Raw genomic sequence first — 22,753 nt, 5'->3', positions numbered from 1 at the left:
AAGGCCATGCAGGACGCGCTGTTCGGGACCGAAGTCGAGTTCGGCGTAACCGGCGCGGTCGACGCGCCGCTGGCGGCGGCGATGGTCAAGACCGAGATCTTCGACGGCTACCGCTACGGGGTGGTCGATCCGGCCCCCCGCGAGTGGGGCGAGACCCCCGCCAACGGCGGTTTTCTGTTCAACGGCGGGCGCCTGCTGATCGACTCCGGGCACCTCGAATACGCCACTCCCGAATGCCGCACCCTGGCCTCGCTGGTGGCCCAGGAAATGGCCGTCGAGCAGATTCTGGGCGAGACGGTCGGGCGATTGGGCAAGGACGAGAGCATCTATTTCGTCAAGAGCAACACCGACTACTGCGGCAACACCTTCGGCTACCACGAGAGCTATTCGATGCGCCGCCGCCCCGACGACGACCTGGTCATCGCCGGGCTCATGCCGTTCCTGGTCACCCGCCAGATCTTCGCCGGGGCCGGGATGGTCTTCTTCGGCGGCCGCAACGAAGTGGCCCGGTACTTCATTTCGCAGCGGGCCCAGTTTGCCGACGTGGGGGTTTCGCGGCGGGTCCGCTACGGCGGCCGCCCGATCATCAACCTGCGCGACGAGCCGCTGGGGACCAGGGCCCGCCTGCACGTGATCATCGGCGACGCCAACCGTTCCGAATACGCCACCGCGCTCAAGATTGGCACCGCCGCGCTGGTAACCCAGCTCCTTGATGGCGGCTGGACCCAGCCGCTGACGCTCAGCACGCCGGTCCGCGATCTGCGCCAGATAGCGGCCAACACCGAGGGCGACTGGACGGTCCAGGACGAGCGCTACGGGTCGGTGTCCGCGGTGGAGGTGCAGCGCCTTTACCTGCACGAGGCCACGCGGCGCTTCGCCGGCCGCGATGCCGACACCGACTGGACGCTGGAGAACTGGGCCGCCGTGCTCGACCAGCTGGAAAGCGACCCCGAAAAGCTGAACGGCAAGTTGGACTGGGTCACCAAGCGCGGCGTGCTGCGCGAGGTCGCCGGCGAGAGCGAATCGGGCTGGAGCGACCGGGACCTGCTCAAGGTCGATCAGGCCTATCACATAGTGGGATCCGAGCAGAGCGTGTTCGCCGCCCTGCGCGAGCGCTCCGAGATGGGTTTTCTGCTGCCGGCGCCGGTGGCCCGGCGGGCGATCGCCTCCCCGCCCACCGACACCCGCGCGTTCGCCCGGGCCCAGGTCCTGCGGGCCCTGGCCGAGGCCGGCGCGGCCGATCACGTGAACTGGCGGCGGCTGCGCAACGGACTGTCCGACTACGCCCTGTGGGAGGGCCGCCTGTACCGGGTCTATTCCTACATTGACGGCTGGGAGGAGATCGAGGCCTCCGGAGCCTGGGACGTGGTGCCCTACGTGCTGGACTGGGAATCGATCGCGGTCAACGGCGCGGTGCTGCAGATCAGCGATCCGTTTGAACGCTATGCCGAGGATTCGGCCGCCTTCGCCGGGCAGATCGGCCAACTGCTCGAAGAACCCCCCTACGACGAGGCCGAATTCGAGGAAGACGATCTCGACCCGGAGGAGGGCCTTTGAACCCGGCCCTGGCGGCGATCTGGGAATGGGCCGGCTACGCGGTGCGCTCCGCCGGCTGGAAGATCCGTACCGGCCGGATCGAGGAGGCGCTGGCCGGGATCGAACTGTTCGAGCGGCTGTCCCCGGAATTTCGCCGCCAGCTGGCCCGGCGCAGCCGGCTGCTGATCGCCGAGCCCGGGACGGTCATCACCGAACCCGGCATGCGCGACCGCAATCTCTACGTGCTGGCGGCCGGCTCGGTGCGACTCTCGGTGCCGAGCCATCCCGACGAGGGTCAGCGGCGCGGCTGGCTGGTCGGCGAGGGCGCGGCGTTCGGCAACTTCGAAAGGGTCCTGGGGCTGCCGGAGATGATCCACGCCTCGGCCGAGGCCCACAGCGAAGTCCTGGTCCTGGATGTCGGCTCGCTGCTCGGCGGGGAGGTCCAGCGCTCCGATCTGACCGCGGCCCTGAACGAGTCGTATCTGCGGACCGTGTTCGCCGCCTACCTGCGCAACATCACCTACCTGGCCCAACTCGAGGACGAACAGATCGAATCGCTGGCGGCGCGCTTCAGCTGGCGGCGCCACCCGGCCGGGGCAATCCTCTACCGTCAGGGCGACTACGGCACCGACTTCTACTTTCTGCGGCGCGGCCAGGCGCTGTTGCAGGTCTCGCACTTCGACCGCGGCCGCGGTCGCCGCCGGACCCGTTTCCACGAACTCTCCGAAGGCGACCACTTCGGCGAACTAGCCCTGCTCGGGCAGACCGCGCGTCCGGCTTCGGTGCGGGCGATCACGGCGCTCTCGACGCTGGTGATCCGGCGCGACGCGCTGCTGGATTTTTACGCCGAATACCCGCAGACCCAGAGCGGCATAGAGCAGGGGATGCTCGACTACGTCTCCTCGCGCGCGTGGCTCGAAAAACACGACTTGCCGTCACCGCCGCGGCCGGACGTGAACTGGCTGGAGCCGATGCACGACGACTCCAGAGTCGAGTGGCTCAAGCGCAGCAGCGGCGATTCGGTTGCCGGGCTCGGCGCGTAAACCGCTATCCGACGCTGGCCCCGGACAGGCCCAGCAGGTAGACGAAGTAGGGTGTGGAGGGGAACTCGACCGTCCACTGCCGGGCGCCGCTCAGGAATGCGGGCAGCGGCAGGAACCCGAAGCGCTCGATCGCCAGCTGCAGTTGCATGGCCCCGTCCGCGGTGGCGGCGGTGGCCCGGCCGGCAAAGGCAACGTACACGTGCCCGCGCAGTTCGCCCTCGATCGAGATCTGGGAACCGTCGATGCGCGCCCGCGCCCACTCCAACTGCGGCGCCGCCCGGCCCGAGGCCGCCACGAAGTGGTTGAACGCCACCGCCGAAATGCCGATCTCGCGTCCACCGGCGGGATCCTCCACCACCGTCGAATCCTCGAGCACGGTGGCGAAATTCGGGGCCTCCGCCTCGTACCCGGCCAGGCGGCCGGCGCTCTCGGACGAGACTCCAGCCAGTTGCGGGACCGGCAGGATGCCGACGACCGCGGCAAGGTAGGCAACGTAAACCAGGCCCAGCGCGACGATTGCAAAGACGCCGAGCAGCACGGCCCGGAAGATCAACCCGATCACGGCCTGGAATAGCCCATCGCGGAGGCTTGATAGGGGTCCGGCATTGTCAATAATGGGCCACACGATTGCCGTTCAGGCGCAGCCGGTGAGATAGGCCCTGGCCCAGATGGAATATCGCACGTTCGGCGACTCGGAGCTGGAAGTCTCGGTGATCGGGTTCGGCGGATGGCCGATGGGCGGGTCAAATTACGGCCTGGTCGACGACGGCGAAAGCAAGGCCGCGGTTCGGCATGCGTTCGACCTGGGAATCACCTGTTTCGACAACGCCGCCGTCTACGGCGTGGGCCATTCCGAGCGCGTGATGGGGGCGGCGCTCAAACCGATACGCGACCAGATCGTGCTGGTGACCAAGTGCGGGCTGGCCTGGAACGACGAGGTCAAGCGCGTCGAGCGCAACGGCACCCGGGAAAGCGTCTTAGCATCCTGCGAGCGGAGCCTCAAGGATCTCGGGACCGACTACATCGACCTGCTGCTAGTCCACTGGCCCGACGTTTACACCCCCTTCGAGGAGACGATGCGGGCGCTCGAGGAACTCCGGCAGGCCGGCAAGATCCGCTACGCCGGGGTCTCCAACTTCATGCCCGAGATGCTGGAGGAGTGCCGGCGGCACCTGGGGATCGTGGCCAATCAGATGGGATATTCGCTGCTGGAACGCCGGATCGAGCGCGACGTGATGCCATGGTGTGAAGAAAACGGGATCGGGATCATGGGTTATGGTTCGCTGGCCCACGGCCTGCTCTCGGGGGCGATGGGCGCCGGCCACCAGTTCGAGACCGGCGACTGGCGGGCTACCGGTCACGCATTCGGACTGCCAATCTTTGACCGCGAAAAGCACTTCCCGGCCAACGTGGAGGTCCAGAACCGGCTCCGCGCGATTGCCGAACGCGAAGGCCACACCCTGCCCGAACTTGCGACGGCCTGGGTTCTTGCCCACGAGGTTGTGACCACCGCGCTGGTCGGATTCCGGACCCAGGCCGAAGTCGACGAGGCCGCCCGCGCGGCCGACTGGAAGCTCACGGCCGAGCTCTACGCCGAGGTGGCCGCGATCTCCGACGAGGCCTACCAGCGCAACGTCGCCGAAGAGCTGTTGACTCCGCCGATCGGAAACTGGAATCCGTGGAATCGGCAACCGCAGCGGTTCGGCACCGCCGGACTCTCGCCCTCCGATCGGACAAACGACTAGGTAACAGCCGCTCGCGCGGCGCCTTGAGAATCCCGGCCGTCCTTTTCCGGGCTCGTGAATAATCGGCCGCCGGCAGGTAGCTTTGAGGGACGAAGAGGGACGTCGAATCCGTCAATAATGGGCGGTCAATGCGCCCCGCGGACGCTCACCCTGCGCGGCGCCCGGGAATGGATGGACAGCGATGGAATACCGCAAGTTTGGTGATTCGGAACTCGAGGTCTCGGTTGTCGGGTTCGGCGGCTGGCCGATGGGCGGAAATTACGGCGAGTCCGACGACAGCGAAGGCCAAGCTGCGGTGCGGCGCGCGCATGAATTGGGGGTCACGTGCTTTGACAACGCCGCCGTTTACGGGCAGGGGCACTCCGAGCGGGTGATGGGCGCGGCGCTCAAACCGATACGCGACCAGATCGTGCTGGTGACCAAGTGCGGACTTGACCGCGACCCCGAGGGCGGCGGAGTGATCCGCAACGGCACCCGCGCCCACGTGCTGGAGTCCTGCGAGCGGAGCCTCAAGAACCTGGACACCGACTACATCGACCTGATGCTGGTCCACTGGCCGGACATCTTCACCCCATTCGAGGAGACTATGCGGGCGCTGGAAGAGCTCCACCGGGCCGGCAAGATCCGCTACGCCGGGGTGTCGAACTTCCTGCCGGACATGCTGGAGGAATGCAAGAAGCACTTCGGCATCGTCGCCAACCAGATGGGCTACTCGATGCTGGACCGGCGCATCGAGCGCGACGTGATGCCCTGGTGCGCGCAGAACGGGATCGGGATCATGAGCTACGGCTCGCTGGCCCACGGCCTGCTGTCGGGGGCCATGACCGCCGAATACGAATTCAAGCCGAACGACTGGCGCTACTCGGGCAACGCCTTCGGACTGCCGCTTTTTGATCGCGCGAAGCACTTCCCGGCCAACATCCAGACCCAGGACCGGCTGCGGGCGATCGCCGAGCGCGAGGGCCACACCCTCCCCGATCTGGCGCTCTCCTGGGTGGTCTCGCACGAGACGGTAACCACCGCGCTGGTCGGATTCACCACTCCGGGACAGGTCGAGGATGCGGCCCGCGCGGCCGAGTGGAAACTCTCGCCCGAGCTCTACGCCGAGGTGACCGCGATATCTGACGAGGCCTACCAGCGCAACGTCTCGGGCGAGATGATGGCCCCGCCGGTGGGAACCAAGAACGCCTGGAATCCCAACCCGACCAAGTTCGCCTGACCGTGGTCGCCGGGTGAGGCGTTGAACCGCCCGGGCCGGACCGCGCGCGGCCAGGCATTGCCAGAATTGGCGGCGCCAGAACCGCGCCGGCGCCGTGTCGGCCGCGTAGCCAGGGAATAGCCAAGAACGCCATGGAATACCGCAAATTCGGAGATTCGGACCTCGAGGTCTCAGTAGTTGGTTTCGGCGGCTGGCCGATGGGTGGTACCCAGTACGGCGAAGTCGACGACAGCGAGGGCCAGGACGCGGTGCGGAGGGCCTTTGACCTGGGGGTCACGTGTTTCGACAACGCCGCCGGCTACGGACTGGGTCATTCCGAGCGGGTGATGGGCGCGGCGCTCAAGCCGATCCGCGACCAGATCGTGCTGGTGACCAAGTGCGGAATCGCCTGGAACGACGCCGAAAAGCGGATGGAACGCAACGGCACCCGCGCCCACGTGCTGGAGTCCTGCGAGCGGAGCCTTGAGAACCTGCAGACCGACTACATCGACCTGCTGCTGATCCACTGGCCCGACGTCGATACGCCGTTCGAGGAGACGATGCGCGCCCTGGAAGAGCTGCAGCAGGCCGGCAAGATCCGCTACGCCGGGGTCTCAAACTTCATGCCGGAGATGCTTACCGAGTGCAAGAAGCACCTGGGGATAGTCGCCAACCAAATGGGCTACTCGATGCTGGAACGCCGCATCGAGCGCGACGTGATGCCTTGGTGCGAGCAGAACGGGGTGGGGATCATGAGCTACGGCTCGCTGGCCCACGGCCTGCTTTCGGGCGCGATGCCGGCCGACTACCAGTTCGAGACCTGGGACTGGCGCGATTCCGGCCATGCCTTCGGCATGCCGTTCTTCGACCGCCAGAAGCACTTCCCGGCCAACGTCGAAACCCAAGACCGGCTGCGGGCGATCGCCGAGCGCGAGGGCCACACCCTGCCCGATCTGGCCCTGGCTTGGGTGCTCTCGCACGAGGTCGTATCCACCGCGCTGGTCGGGTTCCGGACCCCGGCCGAAGTCAACGACGCCGCCCGCGCGGCCGAGTGGAAACTCTCGCCCGAGCTCTACGCCGAGGTGACCGCGATATCCGACGAGGCCTATCAGCGCAACGTCGCCGACGAGATGATGGTCTCTCCCAAGGGCGGCTGGAATCCCTGGAACCGCGAACCGCAGCGGTTTGCCGGCGGCGGGCGCGATCTGCCCGAAGACGAGGCCGAATAAGGCCGGCCGGGGACCGTTGGAGGAAGAGCGTCTCTACTCGCTAAAAGAGGCGCGCGCGCTGCTGCCGGCCACCGTTCGCCGGCTGGAGCAGATCGCCGAGCTCCGCGGGCAGATGCGGGCCTGGGGGAGCGCCGCCGAAGGGATGGCGCCGGCCGAGGGCGACGCACCCGGACTGGACGAACTGCTCGCGTCTATGAACGCGCGTTTGCGCGAGCTCTCCGACGACGGGATCCTGGTGCGCGACCTGCGCAGCGGGATCATCGATTTCCCGGGCCGCGACGCCGACGGACCGCTGTGCTGGTGCTTCCGCCTGGGCGAACCTGACATCCTGTACTGGCACCGCCCCGACGAGGGCTTCGCGGGCCGCAAACCGGTCGCTGAAGATTGCTGAAGGCTGGCCGGCGCCGCGCTGAATATGCCCCAATATGTAGGAATTTGTCGGGTTTGAACAGGAAATAGGCCCCAACATTTTGGGTGCGGTAAGCATTCGGGGTCTTCCAAATTGCGCGCGCAAGGGTTAGACTAAAACCCGTTCGAGCCGGGAGATTTGGGCACGCGCCAGCGTGCAACGGACGCGGACAAGAGGCGGCGATTCGCTCCCCGTTGAGCAGTTTTAAGGAGCTTTGGCGATGGCGCTCGATGTAGGTGCCATGTTGGTGCGCAAGCGCGATGGTCGCGTTGTTCCATTCGACGTAAAGCGCATCCGCGACGCGATGGCCAAAGCATTCCGTGCCGACCTCGGAGTACCGGTCGATCAACCGCTGCCCGAAGCGCTGGAAGCCGAGGTAGAGGGCATCACCCGCGCGGTCGTGGAAGGGGTGTCAACCAAGGCCCTGACCGACCCGGGCGCCGACGTCGAGTTCATCCAGAACAACGTCGAAGAGGAACTGATGCGGCGCGGCCACTTCACGATCGCCCGCTCCTACATCCTCTACCGCGCCGAGCGCACCCGCCTGCGCTCGATCCGGCGGATCGTTCAGCCGGCCGACCAGATCCGCGAGCCCATCCATGTAATCAAACAGGACCAGTCGCGCCAGCCTCTGCAGGTCGCGCGCATACGCGCCGAACTGTTCGAGGTCTTCCGCGGATTGGACGGCCGTTGCTCGATCGACGACATCGAGGACGAGGTATTCCTCTCGCTCCACGACGGAATCTCTTCGGCCGACATCCAGCGCGCCCTCATCCTGGTGGCCCGCCAGTGCATGGAGCGCGAACCGGCCTACGACCGCGTCGCCACCCGGTTGCTGCTGCGCCTGATCTACCGCGAGGCCCTGGGCATCGCTCCGACCATCACCGAACTCGACGTGCCTTACCGCAAGGGCTTCGTACCCTACCTGCAGGCCGGCGTCGAGGCGGGAAGAATCGATGCCAAGCTGCTGGAATTCGACCTCGAGCGCCTGCAGCTGGCGCTGCGCTTGGACCGCGACGACAACTTCCGGATCCTCGGTCTGCAGACCCTTTACGACCGGTACCTGCTGCACATCGACCAGCGCCGGATCGAGACCCCGCAGTACTTCTGGATGCGGGTGGCGATGGGGCTGGCCCAGAACGAGGATGACCGCGAAGCGCGGGCAATCGAGTTCTACGAGGTCCTCTCGCGCTGCCTTTTCGTGTCGGCCACGCCGACCCTGTTCAACTCCGGCACGCCGCATCCCCAGCTCTCGTCCTGCTACCTCTCCACGGTCAGCGACGACCTGGAGGGGATATTCAAGTGCATCTCCGATAACGCCTCGCTGTCCAAGTGGGCCGGGGGGCTGGGCAACGACTGGACCCCGATTCGCGCCACCGGTTCCCACATCAAGGGCACCAACGGCGAGAGCCAGGGCGTGATCCCGTTCCTCAAGATCGTCAACGACACCGCGGTGGCGGTGAACCAGGGCGGGAAGCGCAAGGGCGCCGTCTGCGCCTACCTGGAAACCTGGCACCTGGACATCGAAAGCTTCGTCGAGCTCCGCAAAAACACCGGCGACGAGCGCCGCCGCACCCACGATATGAATACCGCCAACTGGGTCCCGGACCTGTTCATGCGGCGGGTTGAACAGAACGGTCGCTGGACGCTGTTCTCGCCCGACGAGGTGCCAGACCTGCACGACCTATACGGCAAGGCCTTCACCGAGCGCTACGAGCACTATGAACGCCAAGCAAAGCGCGGGCAGATCCGCCGCTACAAGGAAGTCGAGGCGCGGGATCTCTGGCGCCAGATGCTCTCGATGCTCTTCGAGACCGGGCATCCCTGGATCACGTTCAAGGACCCGTCCAACATCCGCTCGCCGCAGGACCACGTCGGGGTCGTGCACAGCTCCAACCTGTGCACCGAAATCCTGCTGAACACATCCTCCACCGAGACCGCGGTCTGCAACCTGGGTTCGCTCAACCTGCCCGCCCACACGACTCCCGAGGGAATCGACGAGGAGCTGCTGGCCAAGACCGTCGCCACCGCGATGCGGATGCTGGACAACGTCATCGACATCAACTTCTATCCGACTCCGGAGGCCCAGCGCTCCAATACCGCCCACCGTCCGGTCGGGCTGGGCGTCATGGGTTTCCAGGACGCGCTGTACATCCAGCGCATTCCCTACGCCTCGCAGGAGGCGGTGGAATTTGCCGATCTTTCGATGGAGCTGATTTCATACCACGCGATCCTGGCCTCGTCCGAGCTGGCCGCCCAGCGCGGGCCGTACCCCAGCTACCAGGGGTCGAAGTGGGACCGCGGGCTGCTCCCGATCGACACCATCGATCTGCTGGAGCAGGAGCGCGGCGAACCGGTCGAGATGAATCGCGACCGGACCCAGGACTGGGGCCTGGTGCGCTCGCGGATCAACCGCGACGGAATGCGCAATTCCAACGTTCTGGCAATTGCCCCGACTGCGACGATTTCCAACATTGCCGGGGTCTCGCAGTCGATCGAGCCGATCTACCGCAACCTCTACGCCAAGTCGAACCTCTCCGGGGACTTCACGATCCTGAACCCGTACCTTGTTCGCGACCTGCAGCGCCTGGACCTCTGGGATAGGCGCATGATCGAGGACCTGAAGTACTACGACGGCGTGCTGGCCGAAATCTCAAGAATCCCCGAGGATTTGCGGCGTCTCTACCTGGCCGCGACCCAGATCGAGCCGGCCTGGCTGATCGAATGCGCGGCCCGTCGCCAGAAGTGGATCGACATGGGTCAGTCGCTGAACCTCTACATTGCCACCCCGTCGGGGAAAGCGGTCGACGAGATGTACTTCCTGGCTTGGCGGCGGGGCCTGAAGACCACCTACTACCTGCGCTCGTTCGCCCCTACCCAGATCGAAAAGACGTCGATCGACATCAACGCCCGCGCCATCCAGCCGCGCTGGATGAAATCCGAGTCGGCCTCGTCCCGGATCGCGGTTAAGCGCGCCGAAGCCCCAGCCGAAGTCCGCTCCACCGTCAACGGGCTGGTGTGCGACCCGTTCGACGAGGAATGCGAGGCCTGCCAGTAGGCAGCCTCCCGGCGCGGTCCCGATCGGGACGGCCGGCAATTGATAAATACGCCGGCGCCGCGGGCGTTGGCCGATTGGGCCGTCGGCGGTGAAGGCCGTCTTCTGGGATCTTGACGACACCGTCCTGGACACGCTGTCCGGCCGGGCCGACGCCCTGACCGCAACCTATGAAGAAATCATCGGCGAGCGACCCGACGCGCGCGAACTCTGGCGCATGCACCTGGGAGTCACGATTGAAGCGCTGGCCAAGGAGCTCACGGGCAACGACTGGCCGCGATTCGTCGAGCGCTACCGGGCAATCTATTACGCGAGCGAGGAACCGCTCGAGCCCTACCCTGGAGTGGTCGAGACCCTGGAGGCGCTGAGCTCCGACGGGCTGGAGATGGCCATCGTTACCTCGAAGATCTCCTGGGGCGCCAGGGGCGAGTTGGAGCGCGCCGGACTGCTGGATTACTTTGCAGCCGTGGTGGGCTGGGACGACTGCGCAAGGCCCAAACCGGCGCCCGACCCGCTGCTGGTGGCGATGGAACGCACCGGGCAAAAAGAGCCGGCGCAGATCGCCTACGTGGGCGACGTGCCGACCGACGTCCAGGCCGCCCGCGCGGCCGGCTGCCGTGCAATCGGGGCGAGCTGGGGGTCGCTGGATCCGGAGCGGCTGCGAGCCGCCGAACCGGACCTGCTGGCCGAACATCCATCTGCGGTGCTGGCATACGTCCGCCGGAGTCGGCGGCCGATCGCCTGACGGCTGCGCCGCCGGTTCCGGGCCGGTTGGGACGCCCGCAATTGGGATATCCTGCGGAAGCTGTCCCGTATCCGGCCCCTGAGCCGGCCGCCACCGGGCAGGATCCCGAAAACACTTCGGTCCGGCAGGGCACTGCGAGGTAAATGCAGTCCGATGAATCCAGATATCGAACGCGTCGGCGACCTGCTCCAGCAGTTGGTTGCAATCGATTCGGTCAACCCAGACATGCCGGGCGGCGAGAGGGGCGAAAACGAATACGGCGATTTCGTGGCCGAATTCGGCCGGGATCTGGGCCTTGCGGTATCCCGCCAGGAGGTGGTCGACGGGCGGGCCAACGTGCTGCTCGAACTTGACGGCGGCCACGAACGCACGCTGCTTTTCGACATCCACCTGGATACCGTGCCGCAGGAAGGCGATCTGGGGAGCGCCCGACCGGTGCGCGACGGAGGACGGATCTACGGACGCGGCGCCTGCGACGTCAAGGGCTCGATGGTCTCGGCGCTGTTCATGTTTGAGCGTCTGGTCCGCGACCCGCCGCCGCTGAACGTAGCCCTGGCGGCGGTCGTCGACGAGGAGTACCGCAAGCGCGGGGCGCATCATATGGCGGCCGGTATTTCCCCCGACGCGGTGGTCGTGGGTGAGCCAACGTCACTGCAGCCGGTAATCGCCCAGAAGGGCATCCTGCGATTCGCGATCGAGGCGGCGGGCAAATCGGCCCACACCGCCAATCCCGAATTGGGCAGCAACGCGATCTACTCGATGCTGGACGCCATATCCGTGCTGCGCGCGCTGCCGCCGGAAGTAATGCCCGATGCTCCGCACCCGCTCTGCGGCAAGGGGCAGCTGACGGTTTCGACCATATCCGGCGGGGTCCAGGTAAACGTGGTCCCGGCCAGCTGCCGGGCGATGGTCGACCGGCGGATGCTGCCCGGCGAGGATCCCATGGCGGTCTGGGCGGCGTTCGTCGAACTTTTCTCCGGGCGGGAAGCAATCACCGTCGGGGAGCCCTATGCAGCCGAGGCCGGCGTCGAGTCCGGCCCCGAGGCGCCGATCGTGCGCGCCGCCGCCGCCGCCTGCGGCAGGCTGGGCCGGACCGAATTGATCGGGGTTCCCTACAGCACCGATGCGGCCGCCTACGCGCCGTTGGGACGCGATTTCGTGGTCCTGGGTCCTGGCGACATCGCCCAGGCGCACTCCAACCGCGAATACGTGGAGCTCGCCGAAGTTTCCGCCTGCGTGGGGGTGTACGAAGATCTGGTACGGTCGTTTGCCGAGGAGGATGGCAGAGGTTGATCGATCCAGCCGGCGCGCTCGTCTCCGATCTGCGCGCGATCGCGCGCCTGACCGACGAACTGGCCGGCGGGTCGGCACAGGCCGCCGCAGAGCTGCGGGCGGCTATGGCCAGGGTCGAGGAACAGGCCCGCGCGTGCGAGGATCGGCAGCTGCGCCACTTCCTGCAAAAGCACAGTTACGCCAAAGCGCTCGAGTACCTGGAACTTTCGACCGCCTGAAGCGCGCGCCCCGCTTGGGACGGGGTTGAGCGGTCTCGCTAGAGGGCGATTAGCTCGCGGGCCAGCACCAGGATGCTGGTGATCACGATCACCGTCACCACGAGTTGGCGGAACCGTCGGGCGTTCATGTGGCGGGTCAGCCGCACCGCCAACAGGTAACCGACCGCCACCATCGGGGCGGCGGCGACCACCAGCAGGAGACGCTCGCCGGTGAACAGGCCCTCCAGGTAGTAGCCGGCCAGGGCCACGCCGTAGGCGACGGTCGAAAAGTAGGCCACCGCCGCCCGCAGCTCCTGCCGGCCCATGCCGCTGCCCAGGAAAAAGAGCACGATGATCGGGCCGCCGATCGAGAGGCCGGAGACCAGGGCGCCGGTCAGGAATCCCAGCAGCGGGCCGGTGATCCGGGGCTTGGGAATCCGTCTCTGCGGGTTGGTGATGATCAGGACCGTGACCGCCAGGACGAGCAGCGCGATGCCGATCCGCAGGTAGGTCGGATCCATTTCGCTCAGCGCCCACACCCCGATCGGGGTGCCCAGCACGCCGGCCAGGACCATCGGCGTTAACTCGCGGAACCGCAGCCGGGCGCGGGTTTCGATCAGCACCAGCGCGAAGGCCAGCACCGCCACCGAGTTGACCACGATTACCACCGTCTGCGGGTCCAGGAAGAGCAGCAGGAAGGGGGTTGTGGACAGGGCGAACCCGAACCCTATTGCCCCGATGGTGAATCCGGCCAGGGAGAGCACCAGGGCGGCGCCCGCCACCTCCAGCGGACCGATCATCGGCAACCCGCCCGGAGCGGGTTCGCCGAATAGGCGCGGCCGCGGCCGGTCAGATGGATTTGAGCAGCGCCACGTCGTCCTGCAGCGGCCGCAGGATCAGGGCGGCGGCGATCATGAACAGCGCCATCACCAGGTAGACGATCGTGAATCCGTGCAGTTGGCCGCCGCGGTTGCCCAGGTCGAGCACTATCCCGGCCCACAGGGTCCCGACCGCGTCGCCGCCGGCGCCGGCGAAATTGGCCAGTCCCAGATAGAGTCCGGCGCTGTTGGGGTTGGGGATCTTGTCGATCAGCAGCGCCCAGTCGCCGGCCGAGAACGCGCCCAGCGCGAACCCCAGCATCGCCACCGCAAATCCCAGCGCCGCGATGTGCACGATGAAGGCGGCGCAAATAGAGCCCACGCAGCCGCAGGTGCAGGCCACGTAGACCACCGTCTTGCGCCCGAATCGGTCGCCGATCACCCCCGCCGGCCAGGCCGAAGCGATCGTGGCCAGGAGCAGGAGTCCGAGCAGGATCGAGGACCACTGCCCGGGGTTATCGACCTCCAGGCGGTCGCGCAGGTTAAAGAGCAGGGTGTTGTCGGCAGCCAGTATGGCCCCGAAGAAGACCAGCCGCGAGGCGACCACGCGGACGAACGCGGGCTGGGCTTTCAGGTAGGAAATGACCTGCCCGAACTCGCTGCGCAGCGGGGGCTGCGGCGCCGCCGGCGCGGTCGGCCCCTTGGGGATTAGCAGGAACGCCAGCAGCCCAGCGAAGGCGACCGTCAGCCCGCCCACGAACACGAAGCCGCCCGGATTGCCGGCATCGAGGAACACCCCGGCGATGGTGGCCCCGATGACGGTGCCGCCGATGTTCAGGATCCCGTTGATCGAGGATGCGCGTGCCATCTGGGTGGTCCCGACAAGGTCGGGCAGCACGCCCTTTATCGCCGCCCGCGAGAAGTTCTCGGAAATCTGCTGGCAGAGGATCAGCGCCAGCAGAGCCAGGTAGGTGGCCGTCAGCGACATCAGCAGCACGAACACCGCGGTGCAGATCGCGCCCAGGATCAGCATCGGCCGGCGCCGGCCCCAGCGCGACCAGGCCCGGTCCGAGATCCCGCCGGCCAGGGGCTGGACGATGATCGCCGCGGTCACCCCGACCGCGGTGATGACCCCCAGCATGGTGCCCTTGATGTCGGGGCCGACCAGCTGCTCGACCCGGTCGGGCAGGTACACGATCGCGAACCCGCCCCAGAGCAGCGAAAGCCCCAGCCAGTAAATGTTGAGCCGCACCAGCATCAGCGGCGAGAGCGCCTGCCGCGAGGCGTAGGCCAGGGCCGCCGGCGATACCGACATTAGTCCAGGAAGCCGGTCTGGGCGTTATGGCGCAGCGCCTGGTCGATAAGGACCAGGGTGCACATGGCCTCTACGATAGGCACAGCCCGCGGCAGGACGCAGGGGTCGTGGCGGCCGCGTCCGCCGAATTCGACTTCGTTGCCGTCATCGTCGACGGTGCGCTGGGCCTTGAGGATCGTGGCGGTCGGCTTGAACGCCACCCGGCCCACGACGTCCTCGCCGTTGGAGATTCCGCCCTGGATCCCTCCGGAGCGGTTGGTGCGGGTCCTTACCCGCTGCTCCTGCATGTAGAACTCGTCGTTGTGGGTCACCCCGGAAAGCCGGGTGCCGGCAAAGCCGGTACCGATCTCGAACCCCTTGGCCGCCGGCAGCGAGAGCATCGCCCGGGCCAGCTCGCCGTCGAGTTTTCCGAACACCGGCTCGCCCAGTCCGGGCGGGACTCCGCGGCAGACGAACTCGACCACCCCGCCCAGCGAGTCCCCGTCCTTGCGGGCCTTATCGATCCGCTCGTAGATAAGGGCGGCCGCGCGCGCGTCGGGGACCCGGGTAGGACTCAAATCGACCGTCTCGCGCGAAATGCCGGCCATGTCCACCGGGGACTCGATATCGGCCACCTGCTTGACGTAGGCAACGACCTCTATCCCGTACCTGACCGCCAGCAGCTTGCGGGCCACCGCCCCGGCCGCAACCCGCCCGATCGTCTCGCGCGCCGAGGCCCGTCCGCCGCCGCGCCAGTTCCGGATCCCGTACTTGGCCTGGTAGGTGTAGTCGGCGTGCGAGGGGCGGTAGATGCGCCGCATGTACTCGTAGTCCTTGCCGCGCGCGTCCTCGTTGCGCACCACGATCGAGATCGGCGTCCCCAGGGTCACCCCGTCGAACACGCCCGAGAGGATCTCGGCGCGGTCGTCCTCGCGCCGCTGGGTGGTGATCCGGCTCTGGCCGGGCCGGCGGCGGTCCAGGTCGGGCTGGATGTCGTCGGCCGAAAGCTCAAGGCGCGGCGGGCAGCCGTCGATCACCGCCCCGACCGCCTCGCCGTGCGACTCGCCCCAGGTGGTGACCCGGAAAGCCTGACCGAAGCTGTTGCTCATCGCTCGTCGTCTACCTCTTCGCCGAACCGGTGGCGGATGAAGTCGCCGATCGTGTACTGGACGTTGCGACGCGCCGCCGCCGCGACCGAGGTTACATACCAGCGGTGAATCCGGGCTAGCATCTCATCGCGTCGTTCGGCCTGGGCGGGATCGTCCCAGAGGTTTACGAGCTCGTCGGGGTCGGCCTTCAGGTCGAACAGCATTCCGCGCTCTTCGCCCAAAAATTCCACGCACTTGAAATCCCGGGTGCGGAGCATGATCTGGTACTCGATCGCGTTCATCACGGTGTCGCGCGAGAGCTCGGAGAACACCTCGTCGCGGCCGGCGGCCCCGGCGCGGCCCTCGAGCTGCGGCAGCATGCTTGAGGCCTGGAAGTGCCCGGGAGTCTCAAGGCCGGCGCACTCCAGGACCGTGGGGCCCAGGTCGAACCAGCTGTAGAGGTCGTCGATCGTTCGCCCGCCGGTGAACTTTTCAGGCGCCCAGACGATGGTGGGTACCCGCGTGACGCAGTCGTACATGTTCCATTTGGCGTACATGCCGTGATCGCCCAGGGATTCGCCGTGGTCGGAGGTGAAGATCACGATCGAATTGGCCAGCAGTTCGTGACGCTCGAGCGCGTCCAGTATCTGGCCGACCTTGTTATCGATCATCTCGCAGTTGGCCATGTAATAGGCACGCTGGCGATGGCGCCGCTCGCGCGAGGCCCGCGAATCGTGGACGACCGCGTCGACGTCATATTGCTCGAAGAATGCGCGCAGCTTCTTCAGCCCCTCGGGCTGGGCCGCCATCTCGGCCTCGGTGACCTCGAGCATCGGTATCTCGCGCTGCATGTATTTTTCGGCCACTTCGGCCAGCGGGTCGAATGGCGGATGCGGTCCGGGGAAGCCGATCTCCAGGAACAGCGGTTGCGGCAGCGGCCGCGAGGCAGCGCTGGTGTCCAGCCAGCGCACCACCGAGTCGCCGACGAATTCGTCGGGATGCAGGTGACCGGGCAGCGGCCATTCGAACGCCCCCAAGCGTTCGGCGTAGTCGGGTACCTGTTTGCGGTAGGTGTGGCGACCGGGTTTTTCCAGGTCGTGGGCCAGGATCGCTTTGTCGAGCTCGTCGAAGAATTTGAGCGGGGCGTGGAAGCGGTCCTTGTTCTCGACCACGTAGCGTTCGTGGAATCCGGCGGGAGCGTCGTACGGGCCGGTGTGCATCTTGCCGATGTTGACGCAGTGGTACCCGGATGCGGCCAGGTCCTCGACCCAGCACTCGCGCCAGATCGAATCGTTGCGCAGGACCCCGGCGTTGTGCGGTGTCATCCCGGAAAAGAGCGCCGCCCGCGCCGGTCCGCAGACCGGGGCGTTGACGAAGACGTTCGAGAAAACGACGCCTTCGCTGACCAGCCGGTCAAGGTTCGGGGTGTCCATCCAGGGACAGCCCAGGGCGGCGATCGTGTCGAATCGCTGCTGATCGGTGATGATCAGCACGATGTTGGGGCGATCGTTGGCCAATTAGACGGTCCGGCGAGCGAGTCTGCGTCGATGTTGATTTTTAAGAATAGGGACGCTGCCGCGACAGGGTGGTTGCGCCCGGCCCTTTCCTTATTCTTTTATTGGCGTCCGCGCACCTTTAAGGGTTTCAACGGCGGGGTGGGCAGGCGCCTTGTTGGCGCTACGTTTATTGGAGTTTGCTAGTGCAAGCGATCAAGTACGCGGCGCCCACCAGCATTGCCGACGCGGTCGAAATCCTCGATCAGCACGGTTCCAAGGCCCGCATGTTGGCCGGCGGAACCGACCTGATCGTGCAGGTCCGGGAATGGGTGCGGGACGTTGACGTTTTCGTCGACGCCAAGCACATTCCCGAGTTGACCGAGATCGCGGTCGCCGCCGATGGCGGGGTTACGCTGGGGGCGGCTGCTCCTTGTTATCAGATCTATGCCAATGCGGCGATCACCGAATCCTTCCCGGGAATCGTTGACGCTGCGACCATCATCGGCGGGACCGGCATTCAGGGCCGGGCGTCGATGGGCGGAAACCTCTGCAACTCGGGGCCGGCGGCCGATTCGACCCCGCCGCTGATCATCTACTCGGCGGTCTGCAACATCGCCGGGCCGGGCGGCACGCGCCAGGTGGCGGCCGAGGACTTCTGCACCGGCCCGGGCCAGAACGTGCTGGCCGAAAACGAACTGCTGGTTTCGCTCACGCTGCCGCCGCAACCGGCCGGTTCGGGGGCCCACTACCTGCGCTTTATCCCGCGCAACGAGATGGACATCGCGGTGGTTTCGGCCGGCGCCTGGGTCCAGCTCGACGGCGACACCATCACCGGCGCGCGGATTGCCCTGGGGGCGGTCGCGCCGACCCCGCTTTACGTCGAAGCAGCCGGCGCGGCGCTCGTCGGGCAGACCGCCGGCGAGGAAGCCTACGAGGCTGCCGCCGCCCACTCGGTCGCGGCGGCGTCGCCGATCACCGACATGCGCGGCACCATCGAGTACCGCCAGCACCTCAGCGGCGTTTTGACCAAGCGCGCCCTGCGCGGCGCCGTGGCCCGCGCCAAAGGAGAGTCCCACAGTGCCCACTGACCTGATCGCGGGCAAGACCCACATAACCACCACGATCAACGGCGAGCGCACCGACTTTCTGTGCGAGCCCCGCGACTCGCTGCTGGACGTGTTGCGCGAGAACCTGCAACTGTACGGGGCCAAGGAAGGCTGCAACAACGGCAACTGCGGAGCCTGCAACGTGGTCATGGATGGCCGCCTGGTCAACAGTTGCTGCGTGCTGGCGGTCGAGTCGGCTGGCTGCGAGATCGAGACCATCGAGGGAGTCGGCGAACCCGACAAGCTCCATCCGCTGCAGCAGTCGTTCCTTGAGAACGCGGCCCTGCAGTGCGGGATCTGCACCCCGGGCTTCATCATCGCGGCGAAAGCCCTGCTGGAGCAGAATCCGGACCCAAGCGAACACGAAATCCGCTGGTGGCTGGCTGGCAACCTCTGCCGCTGCACCGGCTACGACAAGATCATCCGAGCGGTCCAGGACGCGGCCGCGCGCATGCGGGAGGAAGCCTGACGATGGCAACTGAAACCCACCTGGTCAAGACCGGGGACTTCAAGGTCCTTGGCAAATCGCCCGTCCGGCATGACGGCGTCGACAAGGTAACCGGCCGCGCCGCCTACGGATCCGACATCTGGCTGACCGGCCAGCTGTACGGCAAGGTGCTGCGTTCCCCGCACGCCCATGCCAACATCCTCTCGATCGACACCTCGGCGGCCGAGGCCTACCCGGGCGTTCATTCGGTCATCACCAGCGCCGACCTGCCGGAGCCCAAGACCGGCCTGACCGATATCGGCGAGGGCGGCCTGCAGTCGACCAAGTTCAAGGCCATGAACATGCTGGCCACCGACAAGGCCCTTTACGACGGGCACGCGATCGCGGCCGTGGCGGCGTCCGACCCGCACACCGCCGAGGAAGCGGCCCGCCTGATCAAGGTCGAATACGAGGTGCTCGACCCGGTTATGACCGCGCGCCAGGTGCGCGACGGCGACGGCCCGGTGATCCTCGATGAGATCCGGACCATGACCGAGGGCGAGGCCGGCGACGACCCGTCAAACGTCGCCGAGCACCGCATCTACGAGGAAGGCGACGTTGCGGCCGGATTCGCGGCCGCCGACCACATCTTCGAGAACGTGTACGAGACCGCGACCGTCCACCAGGGCTACATCGAGACCCACAACGCCTCCGCGCTCTGGCACGAGGACGGTCACCTCGAGGTCTGGTGCTCCTCGCAGGGCGCCTTTGCGATCCGCAACGAGCTCCAGGACCTGCTGCAGATGCCGGTCTCCAAGATCAAGGTGATCCCGATGGAGATCGGGGGCGGATTCGGCGGCAAGACCACCTCCTACCTCGAACTGCTGGCCGCGGTGATGTCGCGCAAGAGCGGCCGCCCGATCAAGATGGCGATGGACCGCAACGAGGTGATCCGCGCCACCGGGCCGACCCCGGGCACCTGGATGCGAGTGAAGATCGGCGTCACCAACGCCGGCAAGATCACCGCCGTGGAAGGCGAATTCTGGTTCGAGGCCGGGCCCTATCCGGGCTCGCCGATCCACCCCGGCTGCGTGTGCGCGTTCGCGCCCTATTCGACCACCAACGTCCGGGTCGACGGCTACGATGTCCTGGTGAACAAGCCGCACTCGCACGCCTATCGGGCGCCGGGCGCGACGATGAGCGAATTCGCGGTCGAGACGACCGTCGATGAGATCTGCGAGAAGCTTGGCTTCGACCCGATCGAGTTCCGCCTGCAAAACGCTTCCAAGGAAGGCGACTGGCGCGCCGACGGCCCGCCGTTCCCGCGCGTGGGCAACATCGAATGCGTCGAGGCGATCCGCGACTCGGACCACTGGCAGAGCGACCTGGGCGAGCCCTCGGGCCCGAACAAGGCTCGCGGCCGCGGAGTGGCTTCCGGGTTCTGGTTCAACGCCGGCATGACCTCCTCGGCTTCGGGGCGGGTCAACGCCGACGGCACGGTGACACTGATCGAGGGTTCGACCGACATCGGCGGCACCCGTACCTCGGTCGCCATGCAGATGGCCGAGGCGCTGGGAATCTCCGAACAGGAAATCATCCCGATCGTGGGACACACCGACGAAATCGCCTTCACCGCCGTGACCGGCGGGTCGCGGGTGACGTTCGCCACCGGTTACGCCGCCTACGAGGCGGCCCGCGAAATCCTGGCCAAGATGCGCGCGGCGCTGGCCGGGCTCTGGGACGTGGAACCCTCGGCGGTCGAAGCCGTCGACGGTTACTTCATCGGGGCCGGCAACGAACTCTCGTTTGCCGAAGCGGCCGCGCTGCTCGGCGAGCACGAGCTTGAAATCGTCGGCAACGCCACCGTCAACCCCACCCAGCGCGGTGCGTCGTTTACGACCCATGCCGCCGACGTGGAAGTCGATCTCGAGACCGGAAAAGTCGAAATCCTGCGCTACACGATTGCCCAGGATGCCGGCAAGGCGGTCTACCCGCCGTACGTGGAAGGCCAGATGCAGGGCGGCGTCGTCCAGGGCATCGGCTGGGCTCTCAACGAGGGCTACTGGTACGACGACGAGGGACGGCTGCGCAATCACAGTCTGCTCGACTACCGCCTGCCGACCGCGCTCGACCTCCCGATGATCGAGACGATCATCGTCGAGGTGCCCAACCCCGGCCACCCCTACGGGGTGCGCGGGGTCGGCGAATCCAGCATCGTGCCGCCGCCGGCGACGATCGCCAACGCGATCTTTGCCGCCACCGGCAAGCGCCTGCAGGAACTGCCGATGTCTCCGCCGACCGTCCAGGCGGCGCTGGCTAACGGGTCCTCCTAGGGGGGTCGCCCCAGAGACGATGCCGCGGGTCCACGTGCCGCGCGCCCTGCGCGAGCATACCGGCGGCAAAGTTGAAATCGAGCTCCCCGGCCGGACGGTCGGGGAGCTTATCGACGCTTTAGAGGAGCGTCACCCGGGCATCAAGGCGCGCTTGGTCTCCGACGAGACGACCCACGGCCTGCGGCCGGGCCTGGCGATCTGGCTGGACGGCCACGACCTGGCGACCGGGGTTCGCACCAAAGTGCCGGAGGACTCGATCGTTTATTTCGTGCCGGCCCAGGCCGGCGGAGGCTAGTTCCGGCCCCTAAAGGTCAGTTCGGCCACGGCGCTCTTGTCCAATTCGCCCTTGCCGGCATCCATCAGGCGCACGAACTGGGCCTTGGTGGCGGACGCCAGCGGCAGGTTCAGCCCCTCTTCGGCGGCCAGATCAAGGGCTATCCCCGAGTCCTTGGCGGCATGGTCCGCCGAGAAATAGACCTCGTGGTCGCGGTCGCGCATGTCCTCGCCGTCGGTCTCCAGCACGCGCGAGTTTGCCCCGGTCTGGGAGAAGACCTCCATGACCATGTCCAGGTCCAGGCCCAGCGCGTCGGCCAGGCCCAGGCCTTCGGCCAGCCCGGCGGTATTGATGTTCATGACCATGTTCACCAGCGCCTTGACCTCGGCGGCCTGGCCGACGGAACCGATGCGGCGGACTTCGCCCAGATCGGCCAGCAGCCCGGCGGCGCGGTCCTGGGCGGCGTCGGAACCGGCCGTCATCAGATAGAGGGTCCCGTCGCGGGCCTGGGTGATCGAAGAGGCCATGCAGGCTTCGAGGGCCTCGGCCCCGGCGGCCGAGACCGCGGCGTCGACTTCGCGATGGATCGCCGGCGAGAGGGTCGCGCAATTGATGAACAGCTTGCCGGTGGCCCCTTCCAGGAGGTTGTCGCCGTCGGCCATGTAGATGTCGCGCATCGACTGGTCGTTGGTCACCACGGTGATGATCACGTCGGCGCTGGCGGTGGCGCCGGCCAGGCTATCGGCGACCTGGCAACCGACGTCGTTGGCCACGACCATCGCCATGTGCTGGTTGGTGTCGATCACGCTGGCGACGGTGTAGCCGCAGTCATTGAGGCGAAGTGCCATGTTCGACCCCATGCGACCAACTCCCACGAACGCGACTGTCGGTTTGGATTCGGCCATCGGTTACCCCGCTTGATCATTTAGTCCGGTTTGGAATAAGCGTATCGACAGGCCGGCCGGCCGGGTCGCCAATTCGATCCTTCCGGGCCCCGCCTGCACCGGATCGATTGGGGGCGACAAGCGAATTCGGCGGCGCGCGCCAGGATCGCTCCCTCGCCCGGCCCAGCTTCAATTCAAGGGGTGGAAGTTGTCGACAATTCGGCGCCAAAACAACTTGGTTGGAGGATTTCCGGACGGGATTGTGGAGGGATGACCCAGGATTTAGTCGGCTGTAGCCTTCCGGACGGGCTGATCGCGACCGGTAGCTCGCCCGTCTTCGAGCGCGGTACATTGCCCGCCGCTCTGCAACAGGAGCACTCCCTCGCCGAGGGTTTCTGGGCCGTCCTGCACGTCTTGGCCGGAAGCGTTAGGTTCGAGGACCTTCAGACGGGCGAAATCCGGAGAATTTCCGCCCCCGGCCGCCAGGTCATTTGCCCCCTGGCGCCGCACCGCTTGATCGCCGACGGCCAGTTTCGGTGCCGGATCGACTTTTTCAAATCACCCATTACGGACCCGGGATAAG

Annotated in this window: 20 protein-coding genes and 1 pseudogene; 15 read left to right on the top strand and 6 right to left on the bottom strand. The window is 66.7% G+C overall.

The window, feature by feature from the left end; all coding sequences use genetic code 11:
- The first annotated feature begins 6 nt into the window (after positions 1-6).
- Positions 7-1,557: a proteasome accessory factor PafA2 family protein gene (locus F4X41_06750; protein ID MYB16718.1), complete on the top strand. Its 1,551-nt coding sequence runs from the start codon at positions 7-9 to the stop codon at positions 1,555-1,557.
- Positions 1,554-2,579: a cyclic nucleotide-binding domain-containing protein gene (locus F4X41_06745; GenBank protein MYB16717.1), complete on the top strand. Its 1,026-nt coding sequence runs from the start codon at positions 1,554-1,556 to the stop codon at positions 2,577-2,579. Before F4X41_06750 ends, F4X41_06745 begins: the two co-directional genes overlap by 4 nt.
- Positions 2,580-2,583: 4 nt before the next feature.
- On the opposite strand, the gene F4X41_06740 is transcribed toward F4X41_06745, so the two are convergent.
- Positions 2,584-3,141, bottom strand: a complete 558-nt coding sequence (locus F4X41_06740; protein ID MYB16716.1) for a hypothetical protein — start codon at positions 3,139-3,141, stop codon at positions 2,584-2,586.
- A 106-nt stretch (positions 3,142-3,247) separates the two neighbouring features.
- Between F4X41_06740 and F4X41_06735 the strand changes: the two genes are divergently transcribed.
- The 8 genes from F4X41_06735 to F4X41_06700 all read left to right on the top strand — a co-directional run bounded on the left by F4X41_06735 (position 3,248) and on the right by F4X41_06700 (position 12,471).
- Complete coding sequence (locus F4X41_06735) at positions 3,248-4,324, top strand: aldo/keto reductase (protein ID MYB16715.1); 1,077 nt, start codon at positions 3,248-3,250, stop codon at positions 4,322-4,324.
- Positions 4,325-4,505: 181 nt separating this feature from the next.
- Positions 4,506-5,543, top strand: coding sequence for an aldo/keto reductase (locus F4X41_06730; GenBank protein MYB16714.1), 1,038 nt, complete (start codon positions 4,506-4,508; stop codon positions 5,541-5,543).
- 131 nt (positions 5,544-5,674) lie between these two features.
- Positions 5,675-6,751, top strand: a complete 1,077-nt coding sequence (locus F4X41_06725) for an aldo/keto reductase (GenBank protein ID MYB16713.1) — start codon at positions 5,675-5,677, stop codon at positions 6,749-6,751.
- On the top strand, positions 6,681-7,142 hold the full coding sequence (locus F4X41_06720) for a DUF2203 family protein (protein ID MYB16712.1): 462 nt from the start codon (positions 6,681-6,683) through the stop codon (positions 7,140-7,142). The genes F4X41_06725 and F4X41_06720 overlap by 71 nt, the downstream gene beginning before the upstream one ends.
- A gap of 238 nt (positions 7,143-7,380) precedes the next feature.
- The gene (locus F4X41_06715; GenBank protein ID MYB16711.1) at positions 7,381-10,218 is read left to right on the top strand and encodes a ribonucleoside-diphosphate reductase subunit alpha; all 2,838 of its coding nucleotides are present in this window, start codon (positions 7,381-7,383) and stop codon (positions 10,216-10,218) included.
- Between the two features lie 46 nt (positions 10,219-10,264).
- Positions 10,265-10,960 (top strand): HAD family hydrolase, encoded by a 696-nt coding sequence (locus F4X41_06710; protein ID MYB16710.1) that lies wholly within the window; start codon positions 10,265-10,267, stop codon positions 10,958-10,960.
- A gap of 153 nt (positions 10,961-11,113) precedes the next feature.
- Positions 11,114-12,253 carry a M20 family metallopeptidase gene (locus F4X41_06705; GenBank protein ID MYB16709.1) on the top strand — a complete coding sequence of 380 codons (1,140 nt, stop codon included), beginning with the start codon at positions 11,114-11,116 and terminating at the stop codon, positions 12,251-12,253.
- Positions 12,250-12,471: a hypothetical protein gene (locus tag F4X41_06700; GenBank protein ID MYB16708.1), complete on the top strand. Its 222-nt coding sequence runs from the start codon at positions 12,250-12,252 to the stop codon at positions 12,469-12,471. Before F4X41_06705 ends, F4X41_06700 begins: the two co-directional genes overlap by 4 nt.
- 38 nt (positions 12,472-12,509) lie before the next feature.
- Here the strand turns inward: F4X41_06700 and F4X41_06695 are convergent, their stop codons facing one another.
- The 4 genes and pseudogenes from F4X41_06695 to F4X41_06680 all read right to left on the bottom strand — a co-directional run bounded on the left by F4X41_06695 (position 12,510) and on the right by F4X41_06680 (position 17,152).
- On the bottom strand, positions 12,510-13,250 hold the full coding sequence (locus F4X41_06695) for a sulfite exporter TauE/SafE family protein (GenBank protein ID MYB16707.1): 741 nt from the start codon (positions 13,248-13,250) through the stop codon (positions 12,510-12,512).
- A 49-nt stretch (positions 13,251-13,299) separates the two neighbouring features.
- Complete coding sequence (locus F4X41_06690; protein ID MYB16706.1) at positions 13,300-14,583, bottom strand: MFS transporter; 1,284 nt, start codon at positions 14,581-14,583, stop codon at positions 13,300-13,302.
- Positions 14,583-15,671, bottom strand: a complete 1,089-nt coding sequence (aroC, locus tag F4X41_06685) for a chorismate synthase (GenBank protein ID MYB16705.1) — start codon at positions 15,669-15,671, stop codon at positions 14,583-14,585. Before aroC ends, F4X41_06690 begins: the two co-directional genes overlap by 1 nt.
- Positions 15,668-17,152, bottom strand: a pseudogene (locus F4X41_06680) (sulfatase-like hydrolase/transferase). Before F4X41_06680 ends, aroC begins: the two are co-directional and overlap by 4 nt.
- Positions 17,153-17,349: 197 nt before the next feature.
- Here F4X41_06680 and F4X41_06675 point away from each other — a divergent pair.
- From F4X41_06675 to F4X41_06660, 4 genes are read left to right on the top strand one after another with little or no spacing between them, the layout of a single operon-like run.
- On the top strand, positions 17,350-18,234 hold the full coding sequence (locus F4X41_06675) for a xanthine dehydrogenase family protein subunit M (protein ID MYB16704.1): 885 nt from the start codon (positions 17,350-17,352) through the stop codon (positions 18,232-18,234).
- Between the two features lie 4 nt (positions 18,235-18,238).
- Positions 18,239-18,721 (top strand): (2Fe-2S)-binding protein, encoded by a 483-nt coding sequence (locus F4X41_06670; protein MYB16703.1) that lies wholly within the window; start codon positions 18,239-18,241, stop codon positions 18,719-18,721.
- Between the two features lie 2 nt (positions 18,722-18,723).
- Complete coding sequence (locus F4X41_06665) at positions 18,724-21,012, top strand: xanthine dehydrogenase family protein molybdopterin-binding subunit (GenBank protein ID MYB16702.1); 2,289 nt, start codon at positions 18,724-18,726, stop codon at positions 21,010-21,012.
- Positions 21,013-21,031: 19 nt separating this feature from the next.
- Complete coding sequence (locus tag F4X41_06660) at positions 21,032-21,307, top strand: MoaD/ThiS family protein (protein ID MYB16701.1); 276 nt, start codon at positions 21,032-21,034, stop codon at positions 21,305-21,307.
- On the opposite strand, the gene F4X41_06655 is transcribed toward F4X41_06660, so the two are convergent.
- On the bottom strand, positions 21,304-22,191 hold the full coding sequence (locus F4X41_06655; protein ID MYB16700.1) for an NAD(P)-dependent oxidoreductase: 888 nt from the start codon (positions 22,189-22,191) through the stop codon (positions 21,304-21,306). The two genes, F4X41_06660 and F4X41_06655, sit on opposite strands and share 4 nt — an antisense overlap.
- Before the next feature lie 249 nt (positions 22,192-22,440).
- On the opposite strand from F4X41_06655, the gene F4X41_06650 reads away from it, so the two are divergent.
- Positions 22,441-22,752, top strand: coding sequence for a DUF1971 domain-containing protein (locus tag F4X41_06650; GenBank protein ID MYB16699.1), 312 nt, complete (start codon positions 22,441-22,443; stop codon positions 22,750-22,752).
- The last annotated feature ends 1 nt before the right edge of the window (position 22,753 follow it).

The organism is Chloroflexota bacterium (assembly GCA_009840625.1).
In the GTDB taxonomy this organism is placed as follows: Bacteria; Chloroflexota; UBA11872; order UBA11872; family VXNJ01; genus VXNJ01.
Note: the sequence above shows the minus strand (reverse complement) of the source record. Positions and strands in the feature narration are given on the sequence as shown.